Raw genomic sequence first — 25,288 nt, 5'->3', positions numbered from 1 at the left:
GAAAATCGTCGTTAAAATGCCAATCTTTGAGACATAGGAGGGCATGAATGAGCGATGTGGTTCTAATTGAAAAGGTTGATACCGAGGCTGAGCTTGACCGGTTGGCACGACACTACAAGTCTGCCGGAGGTGCAGGGGTAAAGTTGCTGAATCGACTTGGAGGTACGGCCGAATCGTTGTTGGATCAGTTGCCTGAGCCTATAAGGGAAGGCCTGACAGAGGCGACAGAGCAGGCACTTTGGATAGCCATGCGTGCTGCCCAGGGCTCACGGAGGGCTGTCGCAGACCAAAGCCCATGGGTGAATACAGCTGTGGCAACCGCCATGGGAGCTGCCGGTGGTATTGGAGGAGTGACCTCGGCGTTGGTGGAACTTCCGGCAACTACGGCGATGTTGTTGCGATCAATTCAAGGTGCCGCAGTCCGCGAAGGCTTTGATCCAGAGGAAGAAAATGTAAAGTTCGACTCAATTCGCGTTCTGTCTACTGCGGGTCCGTTGAGTGAGGATGATGGGGCGGATTTGGGTTTCCTTTCTGCTCGCCTGACACTGGCGGGCCCCACAATGCAACGCATGATCGCTGCAATCGCACCGCGTTTGTCCGTTGTCTTGGGTCAGAAGCTGGCGGCCCAATCGGTGCCAGTTCTGGGGGCGTTGGCAGGAGGCAGTACCAATTTTATTTACACACGTTATTACCAACAGATCGCGCAGGTCCATTTCGGGCTACGCAGACTGGCTATAGACGCCGACATACCCCACGACGAACTCGTGCGTAAATTGTCGCACCGCATGGTGAATTGAAGCTGCCTCAGTCGCTCTCATTTGGCACTATTCCCTTTATGTGGTAGAGTGGTTTTCGAACAGTACAAGATAGGCCGTTTAACAAGGTTTTTGTTTTGAGACAGGCCACATCCGTTGATGGATATTGAACGAACGATACAAGCAAGTGCAAAGGTCGCTAACCTTCCGGTTTTCGAGCAATCCGCAGCATTGTGTTATCGGTTTACAAAAGGGAAGCCGGAAATCCTGTTGATCACGACACGCAGGTCGGGGAAATGGATTATACCAAAAGGATGGCCAACCAAAGGTTTGACAAGCGGCCAATCTGCTGCGCTTGAGGCTTGGGAGGAGGCTGGCGTTTCTGGAATGTGCGCCAATGCACCGCTCGGCCAGTTTAGTTACGTCAAGACACGCTCTGGGGTGGGGCCAGCGCAGTTTGTTGTTGATGTTTTTCCTCTGCATGTGCGTAGGCTCTCGGCAAAATATCCAGAAAATGACGTACGTAGACGCAAGTGGTATTCGCCCAAAAAAGCATCGCACCGTGTAATTTTACCCGGACTGGCGGTGTTGCTTCAGGGATTTGCGCCTAAACTTAACTGAACGACTACCGGAAAGACTTGATCTTGCTCATCGGCTCAGTATCTATTCGCCAACCAAGGGTTTGGACCGAATTATGATTCAATACGCACTTAAATGTAACTCTGGACACAGCTTTGACAGTTGGTTTCAGTCTGCAGAGGCCTTTGACAAGCTTGCCTCTGCAGGAATGGTGAGTTGTGTCGTTTGCGGTAGCACGCGGGTTGAAAAGGCGATTATGACTCCTCGGGTAAGACCGGCACGGCAGGCTGTTCAGGTTGCTGACAAAACTGATGTGAATTCGGTCGATGAGGCAACGGCTAAACCTGACGTCGAAAGTGCCTTGACCGAGTTGCGTCGGAAGGTCGAGGAAAACTCGGATTACGTCGGCAAAGCGTTTGCCAGTGAAGCGCGCAAAATGCACCTGGGCGATGCGCCCGAGCGTGCAATATACGGTGAAGCAAAACCGGAAGAGGCAAAGGCGTTGATCGAAGATGGCGTCCCTATAGCGCCTTTACCTTTCGTTCCGACTAGAAAAACCAACTAGGTCGTGCATGTCGTCATAACTGGGGCTAACCGCGGGATCGGTAAAGCTTTGGCAGACGTCCTAAGAAAGCAGGATCATCAAATTACAGGTACGGCTAGGGACGGCAGCGCGGAAGTCACGTTGGATGTAACCGACGCAGCGCAACATGTTGCAATGGCCGAGAAACTTGAAAGCCGACCGGTTGATCTGCTGATTTGTAACGCTGGGGTATATTTGGACAAGGGGCAAAAGGCTGATGGCTACCTTTCTGAGATTTGGGCCCAAAGTTTCGCGACAAATGTAACCGGTGTTTTTTTGACTATTCAGGCATTGCTGCCCAACTTGAAAAAGGCTCGTGGAAAAGTGGCGATACTGTCGTCTCAAATGGCGTCGCACACGCGAGCTCCAGGCGGCAGTTATATTTATCGCGCCTCAAAGGCCGCAGTCTTAAACTTAGGCCGGAATTTGGCTACGGATTTGCGACCGGATGGTGTTGCGGTTGGGATTTATCACCCAGGTTGGGTTCAAACTGACATGGGGGGGCGCGCTGCTGATGTTTCAGTCAATCAGGCTGCAAACGGCTTGATGGAACGATTTAACGAGTTATCCCTCGAAAATTCGGGGTGTTTTGAGACCTGGGAAGGTCACAAGCATCCTTATTGAGAATTCAGCGCAGCCTTTGGAATTTCGTATACTTCACCGGGTTCGATGAAAATAACCATAATATCACCAGGTGTCTCATAAGACAGTTTTGACGTCGAACTGCTTGAATCCGGTATGCCGTTAGTAAAATAGATATTGCGAACTTCGCCGGTTGGCAAAAGCACTGCCAGTGTGGCCGTCCCGTCATCACGGCGACGCAACTCAGCATTGCAGCTCTGCAAGGATGCTCCTGCTGTCGCAGCACATGGGACAGTGCCCAAAGCGTTCTTTCCATCTGTTCCGGACTGAGTCGCAACCTGCGCGATGACAGGAGATGAGAGCAGTGAAAAAGCCAAGGCAAAACGCAGCATGGGAATCCTCATGATCTAAGCGGTCGTTTCTACGCTGACACCGCCCGTCCGTCTTGTAAAGGTGCGCTATCATTACAACAAAGCCCACTTGCCCTTGCTGCCCCCCTCGCATAATAGGCACGGGAACTGAATTCAAAGGCGCGGAGACACCAGCCCCCATGCCCGTACTCGTTATGAAATTCGGCGGCACTTCGGTTGCCAATCTTGACCGGATCCGCCGCGCGGCAAAGCGCGTTGGCGTAGAGGTGTCCAAGGGATACGACGTTATCGTCATCGTCTCAGCAATGTCGGGAAAGACTAATGAGCTTGTGGGATGGGTCGACGAAACATCACCGCTGTACGATGCCCGGGAATATGACGCGGTTGTATCATCTGGGGAGAATGTCACCGCCGGCCTGATGGCCCTTACATTACAAGAAATGGATGTACCCGCACGCAGCTGGCAAGGCTGGCAGGTTCCGCTGCTGACGAATAGTGCGCACAGCCAGGCTCGGATCGAGGAAATACCGACCGACAACATAACGCAAAAGTTTGGTGAAGGTATGAAAGTCGCGGTGGTGGCTGGCTTTCAAGGTCTCAGTCCCGAAGGTCGGATAACCACGCTGGGTCGCGGAGGTTCTGACACCACAGCTGTTGCCTTTGCCGCAGCGTTCGACGCAGAACGATGTGACATCTATACCGATGTAGACGGCGTCTACACCACCGATCCGCGCATTTGCGAAAAGGCTCGTAAGCTTGACAAGATAGCATTTGAGGAAATGCTTGAACTGGCATCCTTGGGTGCCAAAGTTCTGCAGACCCGTTCGGTAGAATTGGCAATGCGTAACAAAGTAAAACTGCGCGTTCTTTCGAGCTTTGAAGAACAATCCGACGAGGCCGGTACTTTGGTCTGCGACGAGGAGGATATCATGGAATCCAATGTTGTGGCCGGTGTGGCCTATTCCCGCGACGAAGCCAAAATGACGGTCGTTTCAGTTGCCGACCGTCCCGGCATCGCGTCGATCATATTCTCTGCGCTTAGTGATGAGGGCATCAATGTCGACATGATCGTCCAGAACATCTCGGATGAAGGGCGTACGGACATGACTTTCTCCTGTCCTACCGATCAAGTGGCGCGAGCGGAAAAAGCGCTTCTTGCGATCAAGGAAAAAGGTGAACTGAACTACGCCGAACTGGTCGCAGATACCGATGTTTGCAAGGTCTCGGTGGTAGGTATCGGTATGCGGTCGCAATCTGGTGTGGCGGCGAAAATGTTCAAGGTGCTCTCGGATGAAGGGATCAATATCAAGGTCATCACAACCTCTGAGATCAAAATTTCCGTTCTAATCGACAGGAAATACATGGAACTTGCGGTTCAGGCACTGCATGATGCCTTTGAACTGGACAAGGCGGCCTGAGTATTTCGACCTGCGGGTGCGCCTGATACCATAGAGCAAAGAGCGATGGCGGACGGCACCGAAACTGAGTCCCGCAAGCTGCTGAGACGGCTGCGTGAAGAGATGGCAAGCGAAGCCGCCGGTCAGGAACGCCTTGACCGGATTACGCACCTAATTGCAGATAGCATTCGCAGCGAAGTTTGCTCGATTTATTTGTTTCGAGATCAAGACACGCTTGAGCTTTGCGCTACCGAAGGCTTGTCTCCTGAGGCGGTCCACAAAACACGCATGCGGATGGGCGAAGGCTTGGTTGGTCGCGTTGCCAAAAGCGGGAAGGTTGTAAACACAGCCAATGCGCCTTCGGCCAAGGGGTTCCGCTATATGCCGGAAACGGGCGAAGAGCGGTTCTCGTCGTTTCTTGGTGTTCCGGTGCAGCGTTTGGGGGAAACTCTGGGTGTGCTGGTCGTTCAGTCGCGTGAAGCACGGGAATTTACAGCTGACGAAGTGTATGCTCTGGAAGTGGTCGCAATGGTTCTGGCCGAGATGGCTGAGCTGGGCGCATTTGTTGGAGAAGGCGCGGCGCTTTCTCCTTTGCACCAACAATCGGTGCAACTCAGTGGCGGACCTGCTCAGGAGGGCTCGGCTGAGGGTCATGTGTGGCTCCACGAACCGCGCGTTGTAGTTACGAATCCAATCGCCGAAGATCCGCATAGAGAACGTGAGCGACTGAGCGATGCCGTTGAGGAATTGCGTGTGGGCGTCGATAAGATGCTGGAAATCTCACAGGGCGGTGACAAAGAGCAGCTTCAGGTACTCGAAGCCTATCGCATGTTCGCCAATTCCAAAGGCTGGATGCGCCGGATGGAAGAGGATATTGCGCTTGGCCTAAGCGCCGAGGCAGCGGTCGAGAAGGAACAATCTCAGGCTCGTGCCCGCATGGGGCAGGTCACAGATCCGTACTTAAGGGAACGGTTGGCAGATCTGGATGATCTCTCGAACCGGTTGCTGAGAATTCTGACAGGGCAGGGCGGGACCAATGGCAAGGATCTTCCTCCCGATCCGATCCTGATTGCCCGCAATATCGGGCCCGGCGACCTTCTGGAGTATGGTCGGTCCTTGAAGGGGATTGTGCTGGAAGAAGGATCGGTTGGTAGCCATGCAACGATTGTTGCCCGGGCGCTGGCGATACCGTTGGTTGTTCATGTGGGGCGGATAACAACCGAAGCTTTGAACGGAGACCATATTCTGGTCGACGGCGATAACGGGGTTGTTCATCTGCGGCCGGAAGACACTGTTGTCACAGCCTTCCGGGACAAGGTCGCAATGCACGCAAAGGCGCAGGAACGCTATGCGTCGATCCGTGAAACGCCCACAGTAACTCAGGATGGTGCGCGCATTAGCCTTGTTATGAATGCGGGTTTGATGGCCGACTTGCCGTCGCTTGGGACGTCGGGCGCTGAAGGCGTTGGGCTTTTCCGGACCGAGTTGCAATTCCTGGTACGGAATCAAATGCCGAAACGATCCGAACTTGTAATGCAATATCAGAGAGTTCTGGATGCAGCTGGCGAGAAACGAGTCGTTTTCCGTACTTTGGATATCGGGTCAGACAAGGTTCTGCCGTACATGAAGCATGTGGACGAACCGAATCCTGCGCTGGGCTGGCGTGCGATCCGTGTCGGATTGGACAAGCGCGGCGTGATGCGGATGCAATTGCAGGCCCTGTTGCGGGCAGCAAATGGTCGTCCATTGACAATCATGTTCCCGTTTGTTGCACAGGCCGATGAATTTCGCGAAGCGCGTTGGGAGGTCAATAAAACTATCGAGCGTGAGAAAAAATTGGGCCACGTGCTACCCGAAAAGCTGGAAGTCGGGGCAATGCTCGAGACACCTTCGCTTGGCTTTGCGCCACAGAAGTTTTTTGAAGAGGTGGACTTTATTTCAATCGGTGGAAACGACCTGAAACAGTTCTTCTTTGCAGCAGACCGCGAGAATGAGTTGGTGCGCCGTCGGTATGATACTCTGAATGTCAGTTTCCTCAGTTTCATCGAGCGTATTGTTGAACGGTGTGAAATTTCGAAAACGCCTCTCAGTTTCTGTGGTGAAGATGCAGGCCGACCGGTAGAGGCGTTATGCCTTGCGGCTATGGGAATGCGCACTCTGTCCATGCGCCCGGCGTCGATTGGCCCGGTCAAAAGTCTGTTGCTGCGCTCAAATCTGCAGGATGTGCGCAAGATCATCGCTGATTCCCGCCACAGAGGTGAACAGTCCGTCCGCCCGGCTGTAATGGACTGGCTGCGCCATCAGGTCTAAGCTTGAAAATCGTGCATTTTCCCGATTTCCAGCTTGCTTTTTGCGTGTCACCTTTCTATTCATTCGGTGAATGTTAGCGATAACAATTGGCGGTGGAGATGCTAAAATGCACTCCATCCGGTTCATGCTTACGTAATATGTCGCGTTAAGCTGAATACACGAACTCGAAGAGGAGCCTGAAATGGTTTCACGCGTAATTCCAGTGGATCCGTTTGACCTGGTATTATTCGGCGCGACAGGTGATTTGGCGCAACGCAAAATCTTGCCGGGGCTTTACCATCGTTTCGAAGTCGGCCAGATGCCTGAGGACGCTCGAATAATCGGATCTGCGCGTTCCGATATGGACAGCGATGGTTTCCGGGAATTGGTGCGGAGGTCTATGCAAGATTTCGCCCCTGAATTCAAAAAAGAAACTTTGGATCAGTTTTTGAACCGCGTGGAATATGTTCCGGTAGACGCATTAGGTGAAGCTGGCTGGGCGGAGCTGACCAAAACCTTGCGTCCGAAAGTCGTGCGTGCATTTTACCTTTCAGTCGGGCCCAGCTTATTTTCGGGCATCGCCCAAAGTCTGAACGACCATGGCCTGGCCACTAAGGACAGCCGCATTGTGGTTGAAAAACCCTTTGGCCACGATCTGGCATCAGCTCAAGCGTTGAATCAGGGGCTGCGCGCTTGTTTCGAAGAACATCAGATTTATCGCATTGACCATTATCTGGGTAAGGAAACCGTCCAGAACCTAATGGCTTTGCGATTTGCAAACTCTCTGTTCGAGCCGCTTTGGAACGCGACCCACATAGACCATGTTCAAATCACAGTGGCAGAAACGGTCGGTGTCGAGGGGCGTGGGGCTTACTATGATCAGTCCGGTGCCATGCGTGACATGATTCAGAACCATTTAGTTCAGCTGCTCTGCCTGACCGCGATGGAACCTCCCTCTAAGTTTGCACCTAACTCCGTGCGTGATGAAAAGGTCAAAGTTATTGAGGCGCTGGAACCCGTCGCGCAAACCGATATAGCACGCGGTCAGTATCGAGCGGAAAAAGGTGAAGGCGGCTATGTCGATCACGTCGGCAACCCGTCCAGCCGTACCGAGAGCTTCATAGCGCTCAAAGTGCATGTTGGGAACTGGCGCTGGGCCGGGGTTCCTTTCTATTTAAGAACTGGCAAGCGATTGCGTGCTCGTGAGTCTGAGATTGCCGTGTTCTTTCGCGACCCGCCACATACGATTTTCCCGAATGTTGGTCCCTTGCAGGGCAACGTGCTTGTGATCCGCCTGCAACCAGACGAGGGCATCACATTGCGCACTACAATCAAAGACCCCGGACCGGGAGGTTTCCGCCTTTCTGACGTAGCTCTGGACATGAGTTTCGCTGACGCACTGGGTGACGAGGCCCGGGCGCCTGACGCCTATGAGAGGTTGGTGATGGACGTGATCCGCGGTGACCAGACATTGTTTATGCGTGGGGACGAGGCTGAGGCTGCATGGGCCTGGGTGGACCCGATCATTCGTGGGTGGGAAGAACGCGGCGATCGGCCTTCGCGTTATGATCAGGGAAGTTCCGGGCCAGAAGAGGCGTTGATGCTGATGCATCGGGACGGACGCCGCTGGCGTCAAATCGGAGGTTAGGAATGGTTCATTCAGTCATTGCCGATGTAACCCAACGGATCATTGATCGCAGCGCGCCATTGCGTGGTCCGCACCTGGAACGGATGGAGCAAGCGAAGTCCAAGGGCCCCGCCCGAGGACATTTGTCCTGCAGCGGTCAAGCCCACGCTTATGCCGGGGCCGGCGAAGATCAACAAGCCATGGCAACGGGCACTGCGGGCAATCTGGGCATTGTAACCGCCTACAATGACATGCTTTCTGCGCATCAACCGTTCGAACGTTATCCTGAACTTATTCGCCAGGCTATCCGTGTTGCAGGTGGTACAGCGCAGGTGGCCGGTGGTGTCCCGGCGATGTGTGATGGCGTCACACAGGGCGAGGCAGGAATGGAATTATCCCTTTTTTCCCGCGATGTGATTGCTTTGGCGACAGGAGTTGCGCTCAGCCACAACACCTATGACGCTGCCGTTTTTCTGGGGGTGTGTGACAAGATTGTACCGGGACTGGTGATCGGTGCGCAGGCATTTGGCCATCTTCCTGCTGTATTTTTGCCTGCGGGTCCAATGACCAGCGGCTTACCGAATGATGAAAAAGCCAAGGTTCGCCAGAAATTCGCTGCAGGCGAAGTTGGCCGCGAAGAACTCATGAAGGCCGAAATGGCCGCCTATCACGGACCGGGTACTTGTACCTTCTACGGAACCGCCAACACCAACCAAATGCTGATGGAGTTCATGGGTCTGCACCTGCCAGGCTCGAGCTTTGTTAATCCTAACACACCCTTGCGTGACGCGTTGACCGAGGAAGGCGCCAGGCGCGCATTGTCTCTCAGCGCGCTGGGCAATCATTACACGCCTGTCTGTCAGATTCTCGATGAACGCGCTTTCGTGAACGGGATTGTTGGCTTAATGGCCACCGGAGGGTCAACGAACCTGCTTATCCACTTGATTGCGATGGCGCGGGCAGGGGGTATCGTTCTGGATTGGCATGATTTTTCTGAAATTTCTGCCGTTGTACCATTGGTCGCGCGTGTTTATCCAAACGGGTTGGCCGATGTGAATCATTTCCACGCGGCAGGAGGTTTGGGTTTCACGATCGGCACCTTATTGGATGATGGCCTGTTGCACCCTGACACACTTACCGTGGCGGGGCAGGGTCTGCATCGTTATACGCAAGAACCCAAGCTGATCGACGGAGAGCTTGCTTGGCAAGACGGCGCGGGCCACAGTTTGAACGAAAAGATCGTCCGCCCGGCATCGGACCCGTTTCAACCCACCGGTGGTCTGTCACGCTTGACCGGCAATCTCGGCACCGGTGTTATGAAAGTCTCGGCTGTTGCCCCTGAACATCAAGTTGTTGAGGCGCCCGTGCGTGTGTTTCATGATCAGGACGATGTCAAAGCCGCATTCAAAGCCGGAGAATTCACCGATGACGTCATTGTCGTTGTTCGCTTTCAGGGGCCAAAGGCAAATGGAATGCCCGAGCTGCACTCGTTAACGCCAATCCTTTCGATACTGCAGGGGCGTGGACAAAAGGTGGCTCTGGTCACCGATGGCCGCATGTCGGGGGCGTCCGGAAAGGTTCCCGCGGCGATCCATGTCTGCCCCGAAGCGCTGGATGGCGGAGCTATAGCTCGCCTATGCGACGGTGATGTTCTGCGCGTGGATGCCGTTAAGGGAGAGCTGGAGATTTTGACGCCCGGTGTTCTCGACCGCGCCTCGGCGACGACTGACTTGTCGGCCAACCAACACGGGGTGGGTCGAGACCTTTTTGGAGCATTCCGTAACGCCGTCGGTTCTGCCGACGCCGGTGCCAGTATTTTTGGAGCCTGACAAATGACATCAAAGACAGATCGCACCCGCGAAATTTGCTCGCTTGCCCCGATCGTCCCGGTTTTGGTTGTCGAGGATGCTGCACAGGCCAGTCCGCTGGCCGAGGCATTGGTCGCTGGCGGGTTGCCGGCCCTTGAGGTTACTTTGCGCACCCCCGCAGCACTGGATGTAATCCGTGCGATGGCCCAAGTGCCAGGCGGTGTGGTAGGCGCCGGGACCCTGATTACCCCCGAAGATGTACGCAACGCTAAAGAGGCAGGGGCTCAGTTCGGTGTTTCGCCCGGCGCTACGGACGCGTTAATCGCTGCGTGTGAGGCAGAAGGCCTGCCGCTATTGCCCGGCGCAGCCACGTGCAGCGAGGCAATGCATCTTTTGGAGCAGGGATACGACGTGCTTAAGTTTTTCCCGGCCGAGGCCTCCGGAGGGGTGCCCGCGCTGAAAGCCATCGGCGCGCCGTTACCACAAATTAGCTTTTGTCCCACCGGCGGCGTTTCCACCGCGAACGCAAAGGACTATTTATCCCTCCCCAATGTGGTTTGTGCCGGCGGTAGCTGGGTGGCGCCCAAACAGATGGTTATTGACGGCGATTGGTCTGGAATTGAGGCGCTTGCCCAAGAGGCATCAAAGCTGATGGATTGACGCCGCTGGAACCTTCGTTAGGGTTAGCGTCAATTCAAACAGGTTGATCCCATGAAAAATCCCATCTCTCTCGCGCAGGGACGCGAGTATTTGGCCATTCCCGGCCCCTCAGTCATGCCTGACGTTGTTTTGCAGGCCATGCACCGCGCGTCGCCTAACATTTATGAAGGCGAACTGATCGACATGATGCCTGATCTGACCCGTGATCTTTGCGGCGTTGCGCGCACTGACCACCAAGTCGCGATCTATATTGCCAACGGTCACGGTACATGGGAGGCAGCGCTTTCCAATGTTATAGCTCCGGGCGACATTGTACTGGCCCCGGCATCGGGATTATTTGCTCACGGATGGGCCGAAATGGCGGCGGGAATTGGGGCGCAAGTCAAACTCATCGACTTTGGCACGTCGTCACCTTGGGAATTTGACCAGATTGCAGAAACACTGCGTGAGGATTCTGCGCATGATATCAAGGCTGTATTGGCGGTGCATGTGGACACTTCCAGCTCGATCCGAAACGACATTCACGCGTTGCGAGATTTATTGGACGAGTTGGATCACCCTGCCTTGTTGATGGCAGATTGCATAGCGTCATTATGCTGCGATCGGTTTGAAATGGATGCCTGGGGCGTCGACGTGATGGTGACTGCCTGTCAGAAGGGGCTGATGACACCTGCCGGGGTTGGTTTTGTTTTTTTCAACGACAAAGCGCAGGGTAGACGCGCACAGATGCCCCGTGTTTCGAAATACTGGGACTGGCAACCGCGCGCAAACCCTGATCAGTTTTATCAGTTTTTTAATGGAACGGCGCCGACGCAACACCTGTACGGTTTGCGTGCCGCTTTGGACTTGATACACGGCGAAGGGATAGAACACATTTGGGCTCGTCACCGGCAATTGGCAAAGGCTGTTTGGGCTGCGTGTGAACGTTGGTCCGAGGGTGGCGCACTTCAAATTAATGTTGATGAGCCGACGCATCGCAGCCACGCAGTAACTGCATTGCGCCTGACCGAAGGGCGAGGCACGGCATTGCGAAACTATTGCAAGGATCAATTAGGCCTGACCCTTGGCATTGGCCTTGGCATGGAGGACAAGGAGTCTTGCTTTCGTCTTGGACACATGGGTCATGTTAACGGTCAAATGATCCTGGCGATGCTTGCAAGTATCGAGACGGGCATGGCCGCGCTGGACATACCAAGAGGTTCGGGAGCTGTCGAAGCTGCTGCCTTGGTATTAGCGAAACAGAGTTAACGAGCGTTCGGGAAGTCGGCCGTGATCTAGTTTGGTCTGTTTCAAGTGTTCAGACTCGACGCTGCGGCAAGCGCCAGAGGCAAAGCTTTGGCAAAGGCATCCATGTCCGACTGTTCACCGCAACTAACACGGATACAGCGGTTTTGTGGCGAGGCGAAAGGCATTCGGACGAAGATTCCCTGTTTCACAAGCTCATCCAGAACTGTCTTGGCAAAGGCGCCATCACGTCCGCAATCGATGGCCACAAAATTTGTGGCCGAAGGCAATGGCTTCAGACCGTTAGAACGGGCTATTTTGTCTATCTGATCTCGCGCTCTTGCGATGTGACCTTGCACTTCAGTCAGCCAAGTTTGGTCCCGCAATGCCGCCAAAGCACCCACCTGAGCGACTCGGTTCATTCCAAAATGATTTCGAACTTTGTTGAAGGCTTCGATCAACTCCGGTGCGCCGATAGCATATCCAACCCGCGCGCCAGCCATGCCGTAGACCTTTGAAAAAGTACGCAACCGTATAACACGCGTATCGTCTTTTGCGATCTTTGCGGCAGTGCCCGGCGGCGCGCATTCTACATAGGCCTCATCCAATACCAACAGACAGCCGTCGGGTAACGCGTCCAATGCGGCCATGACGTCCGAACCGGAATGCCAGCTTCCCATAGGGTTGTCGGGGTTTGCCAGGTAAACCAGCTTGGCATCCACCTCTGACGCTTTGGCAAACAACTTGTTCGGGTCTTCGCGGTCATCTGAATAAGGCACTTTGTGGATGTCGCCACCGTACCCGGCAACGTGGTAGTTGAATGTCGGATAAGCACCGTCAGATGTAACAACCGTATCACCGGGAGCAATCATCAACCGCACCAGATAGCCCAGCAATCCATCGATGCCTTCACCCACAACGATGTTTTCGGGTTCCACTTCGTGAAATTCGGCCAGCGCATGGCGCAAATCATAATTTTCTGGATCGCCGTACATCCAAATATCGGCAGTTGCCTGCTGCATCGCTTGAACCGCCCGAGGCGAAGGGCCAAAAACGCTTTCGTTTGCGCCCAACCGCGCAACAAACGGGGCGCCTCGTCGACGTTCTTGTGCCTCTGGGCCAACGAATGGCACGGTTGCTGGAAGGGATTCGGCAAGAGATGTATAACGCGGATTGTTCATGCAGGCAGATAAACGCAAGGTAGCGTTCCCGGCAACCTTGCATGCTGCATTGATGAGCTACAATCTGTAAGCAACTTAGCAGGAGGGCCGTATGTGCGGGTTGTATTCGGCTTATTGATAATCGGAGTAATGTATTTGTTCCTCTGGCCGGTTCCGGTGGCTCCCATCGCCTATGAATTTCCAGATCCACCCGGCTTTTCAGGTGATTATGCAGAAAACGCAGCATTGGATAAATTGGAACTGGTCAACTTGCCGCCAGGCGAAGTCGGCCCCGAAGATATAGCGGTTCTGCCGGACGGCGCTGTCTATACCACCAGCCTTTCAGGGAACTTGTATCGGATTGACGGTAACTCGTTGGTAGAAATTGACAATCTGGGTGGGCGTCCCCTTGGTCTTCATGCTGGACCAGGTGGAGCACTTTACATAGCTGACAGTTTTCGCGGTGTGATGCGATGGGACGGACCGGGCACATTGCGAAATGTCGTCTCCGAAATTGATGGGAACCCAGTAATATACGCAAACCAGTTGGCGGTGGCCAAGGATGGCACCATCTACTTTTCGAACTCATCTGACCGGTTCGACCCGGAAACCATGGGCGGCACGAAACAAACGTCAGTCCTGACGATATGGGAGCAATCCGAAAGCGGCTACGTAGCACGCCATGATCCCGGCGGGACCACAGTAAAAATTGCAGAAGGTTTCGTTTACACCAACGGCGTCGCCCTTTCCCCGGAAGAGGATTTCCTGTTGATTGCCGAAACGGGGAGAGCCCGGCTCCATAAACACTGGCTGAAAGGGCCCAAAGAGGGGACAACCGAGGTTTTGCTGGATAACCTTCCCGGCTATCCTGACAACATCGAGGCGCAGGGCGATGGTACCTATTGGATGGCCTTTGCCAGCCCCCGAGTACCGTCCGAGGTTCTGATGCCATATCCATTTTTGCGCAAAGTGGTTTGGAGATTGGGTCCAATGGTTCGACCCGCACCAATTCATCGCGGTATGTTGGTGCACTTTGACGGCGATGGTAAAATATTGCGAACCCTGCAGGACCCTGATGGACGGTTGGGTATCACCACAGGTGGCAAAATCGTCGGCGATCAGTTCTATGTCATGACACTGGACTCTCCGTGGTTCGGCCGGATGCCAGTATCGCAGATGCCCTGACGTCGCAGTGGAATCGCGCCGAACTTTCAGGGCAAGGTGCAAGAAATACGGTTTAGGAGTTTCTGATGGCGCGCGTTTCTGTTGAATACAAAGATCACATCGCGGTTGTAACGCTGACCCGCGGCGACAAGATGAATGCGCTGGATGATGCGATGATAAAAGCGATCTTGTCTGCAGGGCAGGAGGTTGCGGCCTCAGAGGCCCGAGCCGTTGTTTTGTCAGGTGAGGGCAAAAGCTTCTGCGCGGGGCTGGATATGGCCAGTTTCGCAAGCATGGCGCATACCGATCCCACCGAATGGCTGATGACGCGCAGTCATGGTGACACCAATGAGATGCAGGAACTTGCTATGGTTTGGCGCCGCGTACCTGTGCCGGTAATTTGTGCCATAAAGGGCGTGGCCTATGGCGGTGGGTTGCAGATCGCGCTTGGTGCAGATGTACGAATTGCCCACCCCGACGCCAAGTTGGCCTTGATGGAAATGAAATGGGGCATCATCCCTGATATGGGCGGCATGGTGTTGTTGCCCCAGCTTGTTCGATCTGACGTTTTACGACTGCTCACCTATACTGCGCGCCCAATAGGAGCGTCGCAGGCGGCAGAATGGGGGCTGATCACCAAGCTGTCAGATGATCCCATGACCGAAGCGCTTGCGTTGTCCGAAGACATTGCAGGTAAGAGCCCTTCTGCTATTCGGGCGGCTAAACGTTTAGTCGAGATTGCAGAAAGCAAATCCCGAGCTGAAGTTTTACTGGAGGAATCTGCGGAACAAGTTGAATTAATCGGAAAACCTGATCAAATCGAGGTCGTTTCAGCGCACATGCAAGGCCGCAAACCAGAGTTCAAATGACTATCGCAAAAATGCGCGTCTAGCGTCCCTGGCCATGTGATACCGCATCTCAAGATCAGCAATTTTCGCCATCGCGGTCTTTCGAGCATCTGGATCGGTTATTTTTGGGTAACCTTTTCGGGCAGCGTCCAATTCTTTTTTGATCTCGAATTCCTCGGGCAAAACACCGGCTTGCGCCATGATCCGATGGCCTGCGGCAATCGCGGGATCTGACAGCGCTTCGGGTGAGCGATCTGGTAAAGGCTTACCTTCGCCTTCCAGTCCCTTTAGCTGACCTTCGGCCTGTGCTTTCTTGATCTGGCGTTCCACCAGCTTTCCTAATGATCCAAGCATAATCAAATAATACCTGACAGTCGGTCAGGGTAAAAGCACTCAACGAACTCGGTTGGTCACAAGGTATGCGGCGCCACCTGCTAAAAGACCCACGACAGCAGCGCCAAGCCCGAAGACAGTGATACCCGACGCGGTAATCGCAAAAGTCAGAATAGCTGCTTCGCGCTCGGCGGGGACTTCAAGTGCCGCAAAGATCGAATTGGCCATTACGCCAATTAGCGCGACGCCTGTCAGGGTGCCCATCAGTAAGGGATCTGCGTGCGCCGCGAATCCAGTAATGGCAACCGCGAAGACACCAAATAGGCAATAAAAAACACCGGCCATAAACGCTGACCAATAGCGCTGGGTTGGATTTGGATGGCTATCCTCATTGGAACACATCGCAGCGGTTATAGCGGCCAGACAGGTGGCAGGGGCACCGAAAGGACCAGACAGAATGCTCGCGCCACCGACAGCCGAAAACAGTTTGCCCGGGTTGGGAGCATAGCCGAAGCTTCGCATTACCGCGATGCCAGGGATGTTTTGTGTGGCCATTGTGACGATAAACAGGGGAAGGCCTATCCCAATGGCGGAAGCTACCGAAAAGGTCGGCATCGTCCAAACGGGAACAGCCGCCAGCTGTTCAGGGCTGACTGAATTGTTCCCGGCGCTGAGGACCACGACGATTGCGGCCGCTATCACAGCTGACGGAACTGCAATTAACCTGTTGATCCGCCCGGCGACGAACCATGTTACGATGACGGGTAACGCCTGCCACGGCATTTCGACTGCCGCTTTAAAGGGCACTATGCATAATGGCAGCAACACACCGCCCAACATTGCTTGCGCCAAAGTTGTCGGTATCGCTGCTGCCAAACGACCAAGTGGGCGCCATAATCCAGCGACAAATGTTAGCGCACCTGCGCATAAAAATGCGCCGACCGCCCCCGAAAAGCCCGCGGCAGGGGTGGCGGAAACAGCCAGAAGAGCGGCCCCCGGCGTGGACCAAGCGACGCTAATCGGTTCTTTGCACCAAAGGCTGAGAATGATCGCCGTCAACCCCATCGCCACTGCTGCCATTGATAGGCCAGAGGCAGCTTGGGAAGATGATGCGCCCATAGCGTCAAGACCTTGCAGAACAATCGGAAACGAGCTGAAGAAACCGACAACGGCCACCACCAGTCCGGTCGAAATGGTTTGTATCGGGGGAAGAGATAGCGCCATCTTGACCTCGGGAGTTGTCACTGGCTTGTGCTATCAATCGCAAGCAGGGGTGAACAGGGGTAAATGATTGGTTGAAATGAAAGCCCCGCCGAAGCTTGTCCGGCGGGGTTGTATAGATTTCTGAACTACGAATACAAAATATCAGGCGATTTCGGCCAGACGCGCAAGCGCCTCGTTCAACTTCGCCTCTTCTTCTTCACGGGCCGCGAGGTTGGCTTTGGCTTCCTCAACCACTTCCTCCGGTGCCGAAGCCACGAATTTGGGATTATTCAGGCGCCCACGCAATCCGCCCAGTTCTTTGGCAAGCTTGCCCTTTGCTTTCTCTAAACGTTCTTTTTCCGCGCCGATGTCGATGATATCCGCCAACGGTAGGCCGAAAGAAGCGCCGGGTGCTGCGATTGAGATCGTGCCTTTGGGTAGTTCATCCGACTTAGTCAAGCTGTCGATCCGCGCCAGTCGTTTAATCAGCGTCTCATTGCGGTCCCAAGCGACCTGGCCGTTCGCATCGATCTCGGTCACCAGCATCGGCACGTATAGGCCAGCAGGTACCCGCATCTGCGCGCGGGCCGAGCGGGTGTTTTCGATCAATGAGATGACCCAGTTCATCTCTTGATCCGCATCAGCGTCAATCAGGTCGGCGGCGACATAGGTCGGCCAGTCAGCGTGGACAACCAATTTGGCACGGTTGCCGGTCAGGCCCCAAAGCTCTTCGGTAATGAAGGGCATGATCGGGTGCAGCAGGACCATGCACTGATCAAGTACCCAACGCATGGTGGCGCGAGTTTCGGCCTGCGCCGCGGTGTCGTCTCCTTGCAGCAGCGGTTTGGACAGCTCCACATACCAGTCACAGACCTTACCCCAGACGAAGGCGTAAAGTCCATTTGCCGCATCGTTGAAACGGTAGCTGTCCAGCGCTGCGTCAACTTCTTCACGTACACGGGCGGTTTCACCGATAATCCAGCGGTTTACGGCTGCCTTAGGTTTCAGGTCGGTTACATCCAGCTGCGGAACGGCGTCGGTAAAGACTTCGTTCATCTCGGCAAAACGGACGGCATTCCAAAGCTTGGTACCGAAATTGCGATAGCCGGTGATGCGTTCGCGGGACAGTTTCAGCACGCCGCCAATCGCCGCCATCGATGCATTGGTAAAGCGCAGAGCGTCGGCGCCGAATTCGTCTACGATCTCTAGCGGGTCGATGACGTTGCCGGTGGTTTTGGACATCTTCTTGCCCTTCTCGTCGCGGACTAGCTGGTGCAAGTAAACGGTGTGGAATGGGACTTCGTGTACCACGGCCAACTGCATCATCATCATCCGGGCAACCCAGAAGAACAGTATGTCGAACCCAGTGACCAAAACATCAGTCGGGAAGTAACGCTGCAGTTCCTCCGTCTGCTCTGGCCAGCCAAGTGTGCCGATAGGCCAGAGACCGGAGGAGAACCATGTGTCAAGGACGTCAGGGTCGCGCCAAACCGGGAAAATCAGTTTGGTTGGGTCTTGCCCAACTGCGTATTGAGCCAGGCTTTCAGCGAATTGATGAATCGCCTCGTGCTTGTCCGCGACTTCAATAACGGTGGCGTGGCTTAGCGGACTGGGAATATCAGCGTTGTCGTCAGTGAACTTTTCAATCACTGCATCGAAACTGGGCGCGCATTCCATAACATTGCCACGGTGCAGCATGCCGCCTTCGCTTAACAAACGACCCAGTTCGACTAGATCCAGGTTGCCGTCGTTCTCGTCATCGATGAAATCTTCCGCCGACAGGTCCAGGCCATACCAAACAGGAATTTGGTGCCCCCACCAAAGTTGGCGCGAGATGCACCAGGGTTCGATATTTTCCAGCCAGTGGTAATAGGTTTTTTCGCCGGACTCGGGTATGATTTTGACAGTGCCGTCCATGACCGCGTCGAGCGCGGGGCCAACGACCTTGGCGGCGTCGACAAACCACTGGTCGGTGAACATTGGTTCTATGACTACTTTCGAACGGTCGCCGAAGGGCTGCATGATCGGTTTGCTTTCGACCAACGGAACCAGCTTGTCCGCGCCTTCGTGATCAGGTTTCAAAGCGGTTGATCCCAAGCGCGGATCATCCGCGCGGGTCATCACGGCCAGACCGTCAGCAGTGATCTCTTCGACCACCTTCGCACGCGCCTCGAACCGGTCGAGGCCGCGCAGGTGATCGGGGATCAGGTTGATCGCGTCGATTTCGTTCTCGGTGAAGTCCCGCCCACGCGCATATTCCTGCGCCTTATCGGCCTCCTCGGCGTAAGGCGCACCATCGGCCCGCATCGCGCCTTTGGTGTCCATCAGGCGGTACATCGGAATACCGCCGCGCTTGGCGACCATGTTATCGTTGAAGTCATGCGCGCCCGTGATCTTCACCGCGCCGGAGCCAAAATCAGGATCCGGATATTCATCGGTAATGATGGGAATCTGGCGGCGGTGTTCCTTTGGGCCAACCGGAATTTCGCATAGTTTTCCAATAATTGGAGCGTAACGCTCATCTTTGAGATGAACCGCTACAGCGCCGTCGCCCAGCATTGTTTCGGGGCGTGTCGTGGCGATGGAAATGTAGTCGCGCTCTTCCTCCAGCACGATATTCCCGTCCTCGTCCTTTTCGACATAGGTATAAGTCTCTCCACCCGCCAGTGGATATTTAAAGTGCCACATGTGGCCCGCGACTTCGATATTTTCAACCTCAAGATCCGAAATCGCGGTTTCAAAATGAGGGTCCCAATTGACGAGGCGCTTGCCGCGATAGATCAGGCCTTTTTCGTACATGTCGACGAATACCTTTATAACGGCATCGTGGAAATTGGCCGAATTCTCATGCCCCGTGCGCGGGTCACCCGCCGCCCCCGCCATAGTAAACGCATTGCGCGACCAGTCGCACGAGGAACCGAGGCGTTTTAGTTGTTCTATGATCGTGCCGCCGTACTCGCCCTTCCATTCCCAGACTTTCTCAAGGAATTTCTCACGTCCCAACTCGCGTCGCCCGGGCTGTTGAGTAGCGGCAAGCATTTTTTCGACCTGCATCTGTGTTGCGATACCGGCATGGTCCTGTCCAGGCTGCCACAAAGTATCGAACCCACGCATGCGGTGCCATCGGACCAGTATGTCTTGCAATGTGTTGTTGAATGCATGACCCACATGCAGCGCGCCTGTCACGTTCGGCGGCGGGATCATGATGGTAAAGCTTTCGTCGCGTGATTTGTTTGCGCCAGCCTTGAAGGCTCCAGCCTGTTCCCAAGCCTTGTATATCCGGGCCTCGGCCTCGGCCGCATTGAATGTCTTTTCCATCGCCATCGGGTGCGTCCTGCGTCAACGAATTTGGGTCAGCGCCTGCAATAACGAATGGACGCAAAAAGGGGAAGGGGCCGCGCGCAACCTCCCGCTTTGAACTACGGGTTTGAAAAACTCAGGCTTTGGCTGATGCTTCAGATCCGTAAAGCTGTAGGTTTTTTGACGCGCCTTGCGCCATGGCTTTGGCTTGATCCAAGCGGATTTGTGCATGCAGGTTCAGAGCATCGGCAGAAAACAATTCAGTGGGTGCCGGAATTTGGATGAAATTCCCTACTTTATCGCGGCCTCTTGCCAGCATTGCATAATCGCGGTCGGCAATTTTCTGTTGCGCGTTTGGGTTTAAATACCGGATTGCCAAACCGATCCTGCGGTCGTTTGAAACGTTGGGACCTGATCCGTGAATCGTCAGCCCATGGTGCAAAGACATTTGCCCCGGTCGCAATTCGATATGAGTTTTATCTTCTTCTGCAACGTCCACGGCCACTTCCTGACCGCGCGACAGCAAGTTGTTGTCCGAGAAAGTGTCGTTGTGGGGAAGGATAGGGTTTCTGTGGCTGCCTTTGACGAAATCCATACAACCACTTTCAACAGTCGCTGGCGACAGCGCGATCCACGCGGTTAGTTGGTCTGGCGTTTCTCCCATACCCCAATAGGTCAGGTCCTGATGCATTCCGACGACCTGGGTGGTTCGAGGTTCTTTGATGAATAACTCCGCCGACCAAAGCAGAATATCTGGCCCCAAGACACCTTGAACAACATCCAAAACGCGGGGATCAAGTGCTATACGAGCTACTGACGGCATGACCACATGGGCGTTGACACGTTTGTACATATTCAATGGCAGCGGAAGGTCAGCTTCGCGCCAACTGTCTTCAATTTCTTCCAGCTCGTCACGAAGTCGCGGTTTCCGCCTCCGAAAACACAGTTATTGGAAAAACGAAGCCGTTTTCCCAGTAATCTGAGACCGCTTGATGGGTTAATTGACCATTTGAAAGTGGAACAGAAGCAGGCATGGGCCCTCCGACATACCGGTTTAGGCTCATGCTATGAGAAGGATTGTACAGCGCCACGTCAAATTCAGACAAGCGTGTCGCAATCAGGCTATCTGGCGATAATTTTTGTAGGCCGCTGGACAAGAGAAAACCACGCGCTAGGGTCGCAGCCAAAAGTCAGGCATAGGATTGCTCCATGGAAAAGTTTGGAAAAAGCCAACCCGTCAAACGTACCGAAGATCTGCGTTTCTTGACTGGGCAGGGCACCTATATGGATGACTCTGTTCCTGAAAATGCTCTGTTTGCGGCATTCTTTCGCAGCCCGGTCGCACATGCAAAAATCACATCGCTAGATCTTGAAGCTGCACGCGCGTCAGAAGGTGTGCATTTGGTGATGGCATGGGAAGATTTGGTTTCCACCGGTATCGATACTGTAATGAGTGCAACGACGGTGGCCAATCGGGACGGGTCGCAAGCTGCGGCACCCGAACGGCACATGCTGGCCAAAGGGCGTGTTCGGTTTGTTGGCGAGCCGGTTGCTGTCGTCGTTGCCGATACGCCGATACAGGCACGAGACGCGGTCGAACAAATCTGGATGGAGACGGACGATCTTCCGGCGAAGATGGACGTTGCGGCCGGAGGCGAGGTCTTGCATCCCGAGGCGCCAGACAATCGTGCGTTTGATTGGGGGCTTGGAGACGAAGCCGCGACAGAGGCCGCATTTCAAAGTGCCGCATATACTGTTTCCTTGGACGTCCACGACAACCGCGTCATCGTAAATTCGATCGAGCCGCGTGGCTGTCAGGCCACTTGGTTCGAAGAGCGCCTGCATTTTGCCTATGGTGGACAAGGTGTCTGGGGCATGAAGGCGCAACTTGCCAATAAGCTAAAACTGGAACCAGACTCGATCCGTGTGACAACTCCAGATGTCGGTGGCGGATTTGGCATGAAGGCGATGCCCTATCCCGAGTATTTCTTGATCGCGGTTGCCGCCATGCAGCTAAAGCAGACTGTTCACTGGATGTCTGACCGATCCGAAGCGATTCTGTCGGACCACCATGGTCGTGATCTGACTTCACTGGCAGAATTGGCATTTGACCAAAACTACAAGATCACTGCTTATCGGGTACACTCCAGATGCAACTTGGGCGCATATAACAGTCATTTCGCGCAAGCCATCCAAACCAACCTTTTCAGCCGTGTTTTAATGGGCGTTTATGATGTGCAAACAACCTATTTGCGAGTTGAGGGGTTTTACACCAATACGACTCAAGTTGATGCCTATCGTGGCGCTGGTCGGCCCGAAGCGATCTACGTACTTGAACGGGTTATTGATAGGGCCGCGCGTGAACTGAGTATTGACCCGTGGGAGTTGAGGCGGAGGAATTTCATCCGCCCAGATGCATTTCCTTACGAATCTGCCACTGGTGAGACTTATGACGTGGGCGAATTTGACATGGTCCTGTCGCGCGCGAACTCTCAGTCCGAAGGTTTTGCCCAACGCAAGGCGGCAGACGCCCAGCGAGGCCTGATCCGCGGACAAGGTTTATGTTATTACATCGAAAGCATTCTGGGCGACCCCAACGAAGGCGCCAAAGTCGAGTTTTGCGAAAATGGAACTGTAAACCTTTATGTCGGCACCCAATCGAACGGGCAGGGGCATGAAACGGTCTACGCTCAGTTCCTTTCAGACCAGACCGGAATTCCGGCTGAGCGGATCAATGTCGTGCAGGGCGATAGCGATAGGTTGGCGCAGGGTGGTGGCACCGGCGGTTCCCGTTCGGTGACAACGCAAAGTAATGCTACTTTGGTCACGATTGACACGATGATTGCCGCATTCACGCCTTATCTTGCGGATAAAATGGGCGTTGAGGAAAGCATTTTGACATTCGATCATGAAACATTTCGCGCGCCTGGTTCTAACCTGACGCCCACGCTGATCGAGGCCGCAGAAATGGCTCGGGCTGACGGGCGAAGTGACCTGTTACAGCATGAGGCCCGCGCCAGATTGGAGGCGCGTAGCTATCCAAACGGAGCGCATGTTGCCGAAGTTGTGATCGATCCCAAAACCGGGGAGTCTCGGGTAGAGCGGTACATAGTAGTCGATGATTTTGGAAATCTTATCAACCCTTTGCTGGCCGAGGGGCAAGTCCACGGTGGTGTTGTGCAGGGAATTGGACAGGCCTTGAATGAGCATGTTGTGCATGATGCTCAAGGGCAACTGCTCACGGCTTCGTTCATGGACTACGCCTTGCCCCGCGCCGCTGACGTACCCATGATTAAGTTCACCTCGGCGCCCGTTCCATCAACTGCAAACCCCATGGGTATGAAAGGCTGTGGCGAAGCGGGGACCGTAGGCGCATTAGCGGCCGTGGCGAACGCGGTTCAAGATGCGCTCTGGGATTTTGGGGTGCGGCAAGCGGATATGCCATTCACTCCTCATAAGGTATGGGAATTGCTGAACGATGGTTCTGTCGCGGCTAAGTAGAAAGGTTCTGGGGTGGCTCGGGAGGCCTTTGCGGTCTGAGCATTCTGCAGAAACACGCCACCGAGAACCTGTCAGCCACGTCATCATCCTTGACGGTACGATGTCGACCCTGGACCCGGGTTTTGAAACTCACGCCGGTCAAACCCTGCGTTTGTGTCGCGAAATGGGCAGTAAAGTTTCAGTTTTCTACGAGGCAGGCGTGCAATGGGAAAGCTGGAAATCCTCGCTGGATGTGATGATGGGACGCGGTATCAATCGACAGATTCGGCGTGCTTACGGTTATCTTGCCTCTCGCTACAAGCCGGGCGACAAGATTTTCTTCATCGGGTACTCGCGCGGTGCTTACGGTGTGCGCAGTTTGGCGGGTGTAATTGATATGATTGGCTTGCTGAAGGCGGAGCACGCGACGGAACGAAATATCCTGCAGGCCTATCGTCACTATGAATGCAACTCCAATGGCGAAGCTGCGGCAACTTTTAGCAAAGCTTTCTGCCATGAGAATATCTCTATCGAAATGGTTGGCGTCTGGGATACGGTCAAGGCGCTTGGTTTGCGCCTGCCATTGCTTTGGCGCTGGGCCGAAGAACGCCACTCGTTCCACAACCACCAGCTTGGCCCGGCAACGCGTCACGGATATCACGCCATCGCTTTGGACGAGACTCGAGAAGTTTTTGAACCGGTGTTGTGGCAATGTACCCCAGACTTTAAGGGCCACGTTGAACAGGTTTGGTTTCGGGGAACTCATGGAGATGTAGGCGGTCAGTTGAACGGTTTTGAGGAGGCCCGTCCGCTGAGCAACATCTCACTTATATGGATGCTGGATAAGACCGAACTGCATGGACTGCCACTGCCCGACGGTTGGCGAGACCGTTTCCCAACAGACCCTGCCGCGCCATCCGTGGGAACCTGGAGGGGCTGGGGAAAGATATTCCTACTTCGCAAGCACCGGAAAGTGGGAAGGGATCAGTCTGAACGCTTGCACGTCTCGGTTTCACCCGACGAACTGCCCAAATGGGTACCTATCCCGGATTTACCATCACATCCCGCGCAGTAGATTGATCGAAAAATACCTTGGCTCAACTTGATTTTGCCTAAAAAGCTTTCCCTAAAAGAGTAGCGTTTCCCCAAATTAGAGAATACATGAACTGGGCATTCGCCCTGACGCCAATTCGCCTCTTGCCGAATAAGCAGCCATAGTGTTCCGCCCGGTTAGTTCCTTGGTTGTTGATGGCTTCTCAGGCGCCAGCCCCTACCTCCGGCGGTCGCGGCGTGAACTCATTGGTTGGAACGCAACGCCTACATGTGCTTCGCAATATGGCTTGCCGGCCTCGACTGGCAGGCCACAAAACCAGAAGTCTTCGGTCGCAGGGTCGCCGACTGGCCACTTGCAGGTCTTTTCTGTCAGTTCCATCAGCGAGAGTTTCTTCGCCTTCTTTTCCACTTCGTTGACCTTGGCCAATGCTTCTGGGCTGATCTCGTTAGCCGAAGGTTGTGGCGGTAACGGTTGACCGGCCGGGATAATCTGACGACGGGCTGGAACGGCGGGTTTAGCTTCAGCCGCAGGGGAAGGAGAGGGACGTGCCGGTTCGGTCTTGGGTGCGGGCTTTGGCTTAGCCTCTGCTTTAGGCGCTGGGGCTGGTTTTTCCTTGGTTTCGGATTTAGCCGGCGATGCGCCTGTTGCACGGTTCGACAGGCCCAGACGGTGCACCTTACCGATCACGGCGTTGCGGGTGACACCGCCCAGTTCCTTGGCGATCTGGCTAGCCGACTGGCCTTCGCCCCACATTTTTTTGAGCTGTTCTACGCGCTCGTCAGTCCAGGACATGGGTTGCCTTTCAAAAAGCGGGAAAGCGGCCCCGGATTCGGGCCGCCTTCGGAATTCGTATCAGCCACCTATTGTAAAC

22 protein-coding genes are annotated in these 25,288 nt (G+C 54.5%); 14 read left to right on the top strand and 8 right to left on the bottom strand.

What is annotated here, in order from left to right:
- Positions 1-47: 47 nt before the first annotated feature.
- The 4 genes from GOV45_RS02090 to GOV45_RS02075 all read left to right on the top strand — a co-directional run bounded on the left by GOV45_RS02090 (position 48) and on the right by GOV45_RS02075 (position 2,541).
- On the top strand, positions 48-797 hold the full coding sequence (locus GOV45_RS02090; protein ID WP_170473571.1) for an EcsC family protein: 750 nt from the start codon (positions 48-50) through the stop codon (positions 795-797).
- A 117-nt stretch (positions 798-914) separates the two neighbouring features.
- Positions 915-1,376, top strand: a complete 462-nt coding sequence (locus GOV45_RS02085; RefSeq protein WP_170473569.1) for an NUDIX hydrolase — start codon at positions 915-917, stop codon at positions 1,374-1,376.
- Between the two features lie 73 nt (positions 1,377-1,449).
- Positions 1,450-1,899: a DUF1178 family protein gene (locus GOV45_RS02080; RefSeq protein WP_170473567.1), complete on the top strand. Its 450-nt coding sequence runs from the start codon at positions 1,450-1,452 to the stop codon at positions 1,897-1,899.
- Between the two features lie 3 nt (positions 1,900-1,902).
- Positions 1,903-2,541, top strand: a complete 639-nt coding sequence (locus tag GOV45_RS02075) for an SDR family NAD(P)-dependent oxidoreductase (RefSeq protein WP_170473565.1) — start codon at positions 1,903-1,905, stop codon at positions 2,539-2,541.
- On the opposite strand, the gene GOV45_RS02070 is transcribed toward GOV45_RS02075, so the two are convergent.
- Complete coding sequence (locus GOV45_RS02070; RefSeq protein ID WP_170473563.1) at positions 2,535-2,891, bottom strand: hypothetical protein; 357 nt, start codon at positions 2,889-2,891, stop codon at positions 2,535-2,537. The two genes, GOV45_RS02075 and GOV45_RS02070, sit on opposite strands and share 7 nt — an antisense overlap.
- A gap of 158 nt (positions 2,892-3,049) precedes the next feature.
- Between GOV45_RS02070 and GOV45_RS02065 the strand changes: the two genes are divergently transcribed.
- From GOV45_RS02065 to GOV45_RS02040, 6 genes are all read left to right on the top strand, one after another.
- Positions 3,050-4,288 carry an aspartate kinase gene (locus tag GOV45_RS02065; protein WP_170473560.1) on the top strand — a complete coding sequence of 413 codons (1,239 nt, stop codon included), beginning with the start codon at positions 3,050-3,052 and terminating at the stop codon, positions 4,286-4,288.
- A 45-nt stretch (positions 4,289-4,333) separates the two neighbouring features.
- Positions 4,334-6,577, top strand: a complete 2,244-nt coding sequence (ptsP, locus tag GOV45_RS02060) for a phosphoenolpyruvate--protein phosphotransferase (protein ID WP_170473557.1) — start codon at positions 4,334-4,336, stop codon at positions 6,575-6,577.
- A 181-nt stretch (positions 6,578-6,758) separates the two neighbouring features.
- Positions 6,759-8,204, top strand: coding sequence for a glucose-6-phosphate dehydrogenase (gene zwf / locus GOV45_RS02055; protein ID WP_170473554.1), 1,446 nt, complete (start codon positions 6,759-6,761; stop codon positions 8,202-8,204).
- A gap of 2 nt (positions 8,205-8,206) precedes the next feature.
- Positions 8,207-10,012 carry a phosphogluconate dehydratase gene (gene edd / locus GOV45_RS02050; RefSeq protein WP_170473551.1) on the top strand — a complete coding sequence of 602 codons (1,806 nt, stop codon included), beginning with the start codon at positions 8,207-8,209 and terminating at the stop codon, positions 10,010-10,012.
- 3 nt (positions 10,013-10,015) lie between these two features.
- A complete protein-coding gene (locus tag GOV45_RS02045; RefSeq protein ID WP_170473549.1) occupies positions 10,016-10,651 on the top strand; it encodes a bifunctional 4-hydroxy-2-oxoglutarate aldolase/2-dehydro-3-deoxy-phosphogluconate aldolase in 636 nt (211 codons plus the stop codon).
- A gap of 51 nt (positions 10,652-10,702) precedes the next feature.
- Positions 10,703-11,899 carry a pyridoxal-phosphate-dependent aminotransferase family protein gene (locus tag GOV45_RS02040; RefSeq protein ID WP_170473546.1) on the top strand — a complete coding sequence of 399 codons (1,197 nt, stop codon included), beginning with the start codon at positions 10,703-10,705 and terminating at the stop codon, positions 11,897-11,899.
- Between the two features lie 41 nt (positions 11,900-11,940).
- Here GOV45_RS02040 and GOV45_RS02035 read toward each other — a convergent pair whose 3' ends face one another.
- The gene (locus tag GOV45_RS02035; RefSeq protein ID WP_170473545.1) at positions 11,941-13,056 is read right to left on the bottom strand and encodes a pyridoxal phosphate-dependent aminotransferase; all 1,116 of its coding nucleotides are present in this window, start codon (positions 13,054-13,056) and stop codon (positions 11,941-11,943) included.
- 93 nt (positions 13,057-13,149) lie between these two features.
- Between GOV45_RS02035 and GOV45_RS02030 the strand changes: the two genes are divergently transcribed.
- Positions 13,150-14,220 (top strand): SMP-30/gluconolactonase/LRE family protein, encoded by a 1,071-nt coding sequence (locus tag GOV45_RS02030; protein ID WP_367648645.1) that lies wholly within the window; start codon positions 13,150-13,152, stop codon positions 14,218-14,220.
- A gap of 65 nt (positions 14,221-14,285) precedes the next feature.
- Positions 14,286-15,068, top strand: coding sequence for a crotonase/enoyl-CoA hydratase family protein (locus GOV45_RS02025; RefSeq protein WP_170473542.1), 783 nt, complete (start codon positions 14,286-14,288; stop codon positions 15,066-15,068).
- On the opposite strand, the gene GOV45_RS02020 is transcribed toward GOV45_RS02025, so the two are convergent.
- The 5 genes from GOV45_RS02020 to GOV45_RS23205 all read right to left on the bottom strand — a co-directional run bounded on the left by GOV45_RS02020 (position 15,069) and on the right by GOV45_RS23205 (position 20,947).
- On the bottom strand, positions 15,069-15,401 hold the full coding sequence (locus tag GOV45_RS02020; RefSeq protein WP_170473540.1) for a DUF1992 domain-containing protein: 333 nt from the start codon (positions 15,399-15,401) through the stop codon (positions 15,069-15,071).
- A 39-nt stretch (positions 15,402-15,440) separates the two neighbouring features.
- Positions 15,441-16,604 carry a benzoate/H(+) symporter BenE family transporter gene (locus GOV45_RS02015; protein WP_170473537.1) on the bottom strand — a complete coding sequence of 388 codons (1,164 nt, stop codon included), beginning with the start codon at positions 16,602-16,604 and terminating at the stop codon, positions 15,441-15,443.
- A gap of 141 nt (positions 16,605-16,745) precedes the next feature.
- A complete protein-coding gene (locus tag GOV45_RS02010; RefSeq protein ID WP_170473534.1) occupies positions 16,746-19,907 on the bottom strand; it encodes a valine--tRNA ligase in 3,162 nt (1,053 codons plus the stop codon).
- A 112-nt stretch (positions 19,908-20,019) separates the two neighbouring features.
- On the bottom strand, positions 20,020-20,736 hold the full coding sequence (locus GOV45_RS02005) for a phytanoyl-CoA dioxygenase family protein (protein ID WP_254447883.1): 717 nt from the start codon (positions 20,734-20,736) through the stop codon (positions 20,020-20,022).
- 58 nt (positions 20,737-20,794) lie between these two features.
- Entirely contained in the window at positions 20,795-20,947 is a 153-nt protein-coding gene (locus GOV45_RS23205; protein WP_254447882.1) for a hypothetical protein, read from the bottom strand.
- A gap of 145 nt (positions 20,948-21,092) precedes the next feature.
- Here GOV45_RS23205 and GOV45_RS02000 point away from each other — a divergent pair, with 145 nt between their 5' ends.
- Both GOV45_RS02000 and GOV45_RS01995 read left to right on the top strand, forming a co-directional pair.
- A complete protein-coding gene (locus tag GOV45_RS02000; protein WP_170473524.1) occupies positions 21,093-23,384 on the top strand; it encodes a xanthine dehydrogenase family protein molybdopterin-binding subunit in 2,292 nt (763 codons plus the stop codon).
- Complete coding sequence (locus GOV45_RS01995) at positions 23,362-24,438, top strand: DUF2235 domain-containing protein (RefSeq protein WP_170473522.1); 1,077 nt, start codon at positions 23,362-23,364, stop codon at positions 24,436-24,438. The genes GOV45_RS02000 and GOV45_RS01995 overlap by 23 nt, the downstream gene beginning before the upstream one ends.
- 195 nt (positions 24,439-24,633) lie before the next feature.
- On the opposite strand, the gene GOV45_RS01990 is transcribed toward GOV45_RS01995, so the two are convergent.
- On the bottom strand, positions 24,634-25,209 hold the full coding sequence (locus GOV45_RS01990; RefSeq protein ID WP_170473520.1) for a GcrA family cell cycle regulator: 576 nt from the start codon (positions 25,207-25,209) through the stop codon (positions 24,634-24,636).
- Between the last annotated feature and the right edge of the window lie 79 nt (positions 25,210-25,288).

This window comes from Ruegeria arenilitoris, from assembly GCF_013035425.1.
Classification (GTDB): Bacteria; Pseudomonadota; Alphaproteobacteria; order Rhodobacterales; family Rhodobacteraceae; genus Ruegeria; species Ruegeria arenilitoris_A.
The sequence above is the reverse complement of the archived record's forward strand: the minus strand, read 5'-3'. Positions and strand labels throughout refer to the sequence as shown.